Consider the following 4,374-nt stretch of genomic DNA (forward strand, 5'->3'; position numbering starts at 1 on the left):
CCCGAATTCGATGGATGATCTTCCTGCTCGATCATCTACCCCACCAAGATCATTTCCACGCCGGGAGTGATACCCCCTCGACATCGACATGGGTCGCCGCCTCGACCTCGGCCTGGCGGCTTGACCCGAACCGCCAGGAGCGGCGTGGTTACTGCTCCTGGCGGTTCGGATGCGGGGTCGCTGCTGGTTGACCGGCTGTCCTCAGCGTGTTCGGGCCGTCGGGCAGGCCAGGAGAGAGGTGGTGTTTGAGCTGGGTCGTTCAGCGGGGTGCTGGGTGCGGTCACCGGGCCGGGTCGCTGTGGTCAGGGGCTGCGGGGGCGTGGAGGACGGGGGCGAGCCAGCGGCGGAGGTATGTGTGGAGCTGGTCGGGGGTGCGGGGCGGGTGGCCGGGGTCGGTGAGGAAGGAGGACAGGAGGCGGAGGCAGAGTTCGGCGAGTTCGTCGAGCTGTGGGGGGGTGTAGCCGAGGGCGGTCCAGTCGACGGGGAAGCGCTGGAGGATGGCCCGGCCGAAGGTGAGGGCTGCCGGTGAGGTGATGTTGCCGGTGATGGTGGTGGTGTGTCCGGTGGCCAGCAGAATCCCCAGGTGCGGGTCGGCGGGCAGCGCGGTGAGGGTGTGGGTGAAGGCCGCGGCGAGGATGTCGGCGGGGTCGGTGAGGCCGGCGACACGGGCGGCCAGGCCGTCCAGGAACGGCTCGGCCGCGGCGGCGGCGGTCGCGACCAGCAGCGCGTGGGTGCCGGGGTAGTAGGCGTAGACGGTCTGGCGGGTGACGCCGAGTTCGGCGGCGACGTCGGAGATCGAGGTCTTGGCGCCGTACCGGCCGATGCACGCGGACGCTGCCGCCAGGATCCGGGCGCGAGCTTCCTCCTCGTTGCGCGGCGGGTCGCCGCCCCATCCCCGTGTCCTGGCCAACTCGCCCACCGCCCTTCGAACCGCCCGGCCGGGTGACGCGACGCGCGGCACCCGGTTCCATCATCCACGACCACACGTATAGACAAACTCGTCAAAGTGTATGAACGTGGAGGCTCGCCCCTGCTCGTGAGGAGCCGTGCCATGGCCACCAGCATCACGCCCCCCGCCGATCTGCCCGGCGGCATCACCGCCACCACCAGCGCGGAGGCCGAGGAGGTGTTCTGGGGTGTGATCGCCGACCCCGCTGCCGACGACCCCTACGCCTCCTACCGGCGGCTGCGGGAGCTCGCGCCGGTACTGCGGACCGGGGACGGCACCCTGGTGCTGTCCGGGCACGCCAGCTGCGACGCCGCGCTGCGGCACCGGGCGCTGGGCAAGGGCCCGCAGATGTTCGAGCTCCAGTTCACCGACCTGCCGCCCGACCAGCTCAAGCGGATGCTGGACCGGGTCGGCGACAGCATGCTGATGGCCAACCCCCCGCACCACACCCGGCTGCGTCGCATCGTCTCCGACGCCTTCACCCCCCGCCACGTCGCCGACCTCACCGCCGCCGTCACCGCCCGCGCCGAGGAGTTCCTCGACCGGCTCACCGAAGGCGGCGGCGGTGACTTCATGCGCCTGTTCGCGATGGAGTTCCCGATGAACGTCATCGCCGACCTCCTCGGCGTTCCCGAATCCGACCGGGCCTACTTGACCCCGCTCATCTACACTGCCACCGCCCTGCTGTCGCCCGGCATCGCCCCCGACGCCGCCGAACAGGCACTCGCCGCCCAGGACGAGGCCGAGGCCTACTTCACCCGCCTGCTCACCACGGACGCGGACCGCCTCGGCGACGGCCTGCTCACCCGCCTGGCCGACCGCCGCCAATCCGACGCCCTCACCGAAGTCGAGACCGTCTCCACCGCCCTCATGCTGTTCGGCGCTGGCTTCGAGACCACCACCAACCTCCTCGGCAACAGCCTCCACGCCCTCATGACCCACCCCGACCAGCTCGACCGCCTCGCCGCCCACCCCGAGACCATCCCCGCCGCCACCGAGGAACTCCTGCGCTACGATCCACCCTTCCAACTCGCGTCCGCATCGCCCTGGAACCCCTCACCTTCGCCGGAGCCGACCTGCACCCCGGCGGCCTGGTCATCACCATCCTCGGCGCCGCCAACCACGACCCCGCCCTCTACCCCGACCCCGACACCCTCGACACCACCCGCTACCTCACCACCGACCCCGCCACCCGCCCCGCCCCCCACCTCGCCTTCGCCTCGGCATCCACTACTGCCTCGGCGCCCACCTCACCCGCCTCGAACTCACCACCGCCCTCACCCAACTTCTGGCCCGCCACCCCCGCCCCGAACCCGCCGCACCCCCCACCCGTCGGCCCGGCCTCGCCCTGCGCGGCTACCAGCACCTCCCCATCCACCTGCCATAACCGGCAAAGACGAACGCCTGGCGCAGCGACGACCACCGGCTGTCGGGATTAGACGGTTTCCCGACACCCACTCTGCAGACCCCGCACACCCTCTGGAAAATCGGACACTGGATGACGAACCATGACGTCCGGCGGCCGGTTTCGCACGCGAATTGACGACAGGATTTTCCGACAGGGGAACCGGGGTCCCCGTCCCCGTCCTCGAGGAGAAGCCCGGTGCAGATCGTCTACTCGCGTCTCCACCGCGCCCAGTCGCTGCTGCGGCAGCGGCACATCCTCACCGAGGCCGGCCTCCTCGTCCGGACCGAGGGCGTCGCCGAAGGCTTCCGCGCCGCCGACGGCGTTCTGCTGTTCGAGGACCCGGCGACCACCTCGAAGGTTCCCGCGCTGGAACGGCCCGCCTTCGCGAAGGTCGCCGCCGCGCACCCGGGCGACACACTGACGGTGTCGGAGCTGTTCCGGCTCTGCCGCGATCTGGTCGACATCCACAACGTCCGTGCTGGTGCCAAGCCCGCGGCGTGGCCCTGCGGGTGCTGTCCGGGCCGTTGTCGAACTTCCACGATCTGGCCGCCAACGACGCGACGACGGACCTGCTGATCAACGTCATCACCGCCGTCGGCCAGTTCCAGCGCGACATCCAGAACGAGCTCACCGTCGAAGGCGTCGCCGCCGCCGAAGCCGAAGGCCGCTACCGCGGCCGTCCGCCCGCCCTCGCCGGAGCAGACCTCCAAGACGTCCGGTCGACCTACACCGACCAGGGCACCTCGATCGCCGCCCTCGCCCGCGCCCACGGCGTCAGCCGCGCCGCCATCCGAACCGCCCTGGCCGACCTACTGCCGACCCCAGCGTTCCCGCTCCTCGGCCCTCCTGACCAACACACAGTCACCACCATCACCCACAGCTACTTTGGGGCTGGGGCCACGTTCGGGAGCGGAGGGCCGTGGCCGTGCCGCGCGGGCGGCGGCGGCAGCGCGAGAATAATTCCGGCCGCAGTCCACCGTGTTCTTTCTTCGCCTTGTTTGACGTTTCTTGGAGGTGCGAGGCGTCGACGGACCGTCCTCACGCCGGGGCCGGTCGGGTGCCCCCGGGGCGGCGCGAGTCACGCCGCCCCGGGGCACCGCCGCTGGCTACACCAATGATCGAGACGGGCCGTTGCGGCGCGGGTCGCCGATGGTCATCTGATCGGCTGGTTGTGGATGAAAACCGAGCCGTCCGGCATGACTTCCAGGCGCCTGGTGTCACCGCCGACCGCCTCCCGCGCGGCCTTCCACGCCTTCGGATCGGGTCTGCGTACCGTCACCGGCCCCGTCCGAGCAGCCGCACGCCGGGGCGGGGACGCCGCTTGGGTTTCTGCGGTCCGGTCGGCGCGCCGGTCGGGCTCGGGGAGCTTGTCGGGTTCGACGGTCTCGTTTCCGAAGTTGATCCGGAGAAGGTCGTACAGGTCGGGCTTGGACTTGCGGGTCATTGTTCTCCTTCGAGTGCCAGGCGCGCCGGTGAGGCGTCACCGCGCGGACTGTCGGCGGTGTCGGTGGGTTCAGCGACCGGATCGCCCCCGGCCGTCTGGTCGGCGGAACGGTGCGTCGGCGGGGTGGGCGGGTCGGGTGCGGGGTCGAGGCCGAGGATGCGGCGCAGGGCCCGGTTCGGGGCATCGTGGATGCCGTGGGCGTGAGATTGCAGCCAGGCGTACACCTGCGCGTCGACCCGGATGTTGCGCCCCATGGCGTTGATCCTTCCAGTCATGATCACGGACCGTGTCGCGGCCGGTTCCGGACGGGCGCCCGGTAGCGGCCTTGAAAGGGGCCGCTACCGGGCACGGGCGGTCACGCGTTATGGCGTGGGCGGGCCGTCGGCGTCCGTGTCGGTGTCCGGGGCCGTCTGGTCACCCGGGGCGGTGTCGCTGTCGGGGTCGAGACCGAGGATGCGGCGCAGGACGAGATTGTGGGTGTCGCCCTTCTTCGGCTTGGGACTCCAGCCAGGCGCGTACCTGCTCGTCGATGAGGATGACTCGGGTCATGTGAGATGCCTTCCGTTCGTGTGG

General features: G+C 70.8%; 7 protein-coding genes. 4 read left to right on the forward strand and 3 right to left on the reverse strand.

Annotated elements, in window-relative coordinates; all coding sequences use genetic code 11:
• The coding region (locus BJF79_RS62680; protein ID WP_262402893.1) for a hypothetical protein at positions 1–191 on the forward strand (191 nt) is incomplete at its 5' end.
• An 89-nt stretch (positions 192–280) separates the two neighbouring features.
• Here BJF79_RS62680 and BJF79_RS32935 read toward each other — a convergent pair.
• Positions 281–910 (reverse strand): TetR/AcrR family transcriptional regulator, encoded by a 630-nt coding sequence (locus BJF79_RS32935; RefSeq protein ID WP_075903323.1) that lies wholly within the window; start codon positions 908–910, stop codon positions 281–283.
• 1,085 nt (positions 911–1,995) lie between these two features.
• Here BJF79_RS32935 and BJF79_RS67540 point away from each other — a divergent pair.
• The 3 genes from BJF79_RS67540 (at position 1,996) to BJF79_RS57505 (ending at position 3,475) form a co-directional block, all read left to right on the forward strand.
• Entirely contained in the window at positions 1,996–2,388 is a 393-nt protein-coding gene (locus tag BJF79_RS67540; protein ID WP_410050172.1) for a hypothetical protein, read from the forward strand.
• A gap of 164 nt (positions 2,389–2,552) precedes the next feature.
• On the forward strand, positions 2,553–2,933 hold the full coding sequence (locus BJF79_RS57500; RefSeq protein ID WP_075903317.1) for a hypothetical protein: 381 nt from the start codon (positions 2,553–2,555) through the stop codon (positions 2,931–2,933).
• Positions 2,855–3,475, forward strand: coding sequence for a hypothetical protein (locus BJF79_RS57505; protein ID WP_187357094.1), 621 nt, complete (start codon positions 2,855–2,857; stop codon positions 3,473–3,475). Before BJF79_RS57500 ends, BJF79_RS57505 begins: the two co-directional genes overlap by 79 nt.
• 35 nt (positions 3,476–3,510) lie before the next feature.
• Here BJF79_RS57505 and BJF79_RS32950 read toward each other — a convergent pair whose 3' ends face one another.
• Both BJF79_RS32950 and BJF79_RS32955 read right to left on the reverse strand, forming a co-directional pair.
• Entirely contained in the window at positions 3,511–3,801 is a 291-nt protein-coding gene (locus BJF79_RS32950) for a hypothetical protein (RefSeq protein ID WP_075903319.1), read from the reverse strand.
• On the reverse strand, positions 3,798–4,055 hold the full coding sequence (locus tag BJF79_RS32955) for a hypothetical protein (protein ID WP_075903321.1): 258 nt from the start codon (positions 4,053–4,055) through the stop codon (positions 3,798–3,800). The genes BJF79_RS32950 and BJF79_RS32955 overlap by 4 nt, the downstream gene beginning before the upstream one ends.
• Positions 4,056–4,374 lie beyond the last annotated feature (319 nt).

Origin of the sequence: Actinomadura sp. CNU-125 (genome assembly GCF_001942465.1) — a bacterium.
GTDB lineage: Bacteria > Actinomycetota > Actinomycetes > Streptosporangiales > Streptosporangiaceae > Spirillospora.

Excerpts from the sequence above, each read along its gene's own strand:
- BJF79_RS32950 (WP_075903319.1), bottom strand. The coding sequence starts at position 3,801 with ATGACCCGCAAGTCCAAGCCCGACCTGTACGACCTTCTCCGGATCAAC.
- BJF79_RS32955 (WP_075903321.1), bottom strand. The coding sequence starts at position 4,055 with ATGGGGCGCAACATCCGGGTCGACGCGCAGGTGTACGCCTGGCTGCAA.